This window comes from Moraxella caviae (assembly GCF_002014985.1).
GTDB classification, from domain to species: Bacteria; Pseudomonadota; Gammaproteobacteria; order Pseudomonadales; family Moraxellaceae; genus Moraxella; species Moraxella caviae.
On the sequence record NZ_MUXU01000089.1, the window covers coordinates 1 to 1,728 of the forward strand.

The following is a 1,728-nucleotide window of genomic DNA, read 5'->3' on the forward strand; positions in this document are numbered from 1 at the left end:
CTAATCTAGTACAGCCCCAATTCATAAGTTACAATCGGGTAACTTTAAATACTGATTGGATGGCCATGACACGCTTTTGTTTAAAACCGTTAACCCTAACCACTTGGATTGCTTTAGGAGTCATATCACAAATCAATACCGCACAAGCAGTGGATGATTTCTTGATTGCCAACACCGCCAACCAAACCCTAATCCAGACCCAAGATGCTCGTAATCAGGCATTGCTAGAGCAATTGGTACCAAACCCAAGCGTGGTGGTGGATATAGCTACCACTGATACCACCACCCAAATTCAAGAACAACCCGCAGCAGATAACGCCATTTGCTTTGATATTCATAAGATGGGTTATTCGGTGTTATCCCAAGATGATCTTATCTTTGCCGACAAGCTTGGCTTTGCACTCATACCTGAAATCATGGGTAGTAGCAGTGTATTAGGCAAGTGTATGACAGTCGCTGACATCAATGCTGTTGCTACTCGTGTGCAAAACCGCCTCATTGAACAAGGCTATGTCACCAGTCGTATTATGGTGGGCAATCAGAATTTGGCAGATGGTGAGCTAAGATTAACCCTAATCCCTGGTAAAATTGCTCAGGTGGTGGTAAATACAGCGGATAGTAAAGTACCTGTCTATGTTAAAAACACAGTCAAAGACACTGCCAACCAATCATATCCTGCCATCACTCAGCCTGCCATCTTAGACACAGCACTCACCACACAGCCAGGTAAGCTATTAAACATCCGTGATTTAGAAACCACGCTTGAGAATTTTAAACGTGTGCCAAGTGCTGATGCTAATTTTAAAATTGCACCAAGTCATACTGGTTTAAATCCATCAGCAGATAATGCCATCAACACCCTTGGCTTTAGCGATATTTTAATTGATTACACTCAGCATCGCCGTATTCGTGGCAGTCTAAGCATTGATGATTCAGGCTCTAAATCCACAGGGAAATATCAAGGCGTGGCAACACTTAGTGTGGATAATTTGGCAAATTTAAACGATTTATTCTATCTTAGCTTTGGGCGAGATTTGGGTAATCAAATCAATGATGACAAAGATTACCCCTCTGATAAGAGCAAAGGCTCTAAGAATTATGGCATTGGCTACGTTCTTCCAATGAAAAATAGTTTATTACAACTAAATGCCAATCGTTACACCTATCATCAAACCGTAGCAGGTAGTACCCAAGATTATATCTATGGCGGTAAATCCAGTGGGTACAACGCTAAGCTGTCTCATCTGGTACGCAGAGATGCTCATAGCAAAAGCTATGTGTATGCTGGTGGTTATGTCAAATCCCAAGAAAGTGATATTGATGGCACAATCATTGATGTACAAACCCGTAAAACCGCAGGGTATTTATTTGGTATTAGCCATGAGACTGCTTTTGGCAAACAAGCCAATCATAGCCTAAGCACCGATATTTCTTATAAACGTGGTACCGCCGCTTTTAATGCTTTACCTTCACCAGAAGAGCTGTTTGATGAAGGCTCAGCTCGTGTTGGCATTTATCAATTAAACGCCAATCTAACAAGTAAATACAACCCAAGTATTAACAATAAACCACTGCCCATCATCCACAGCACCACACTCAAAGCCCAATATGCCACAGACAGTCTAACACCAGATTTAAAGATGGCCATTGGTGGCAGATACACCGTCAGAGGCTTTGATGGAGAGCGTTCATTATCAGCGGATAATGGCATCCTAATCAGACAAGACA

At 42.0% G+C, this 1,728-nt stretch carries 1 protein-coding gene; it reads left to right on the forward strand.

Annotated features, from left to right (window positions below):
- Positions 1-65: 65 nt before the first annotated feature.
- Positions 66-1,728, forward strand: a 1,663-nt coding sequence (locus tag B0181_RS11225) for a ShlB/FhaC/HecB family hemolysin secretion/activation protein (protein ID WP_158078977.1), incomplete at its 3' end; no start/stop codon positions are given.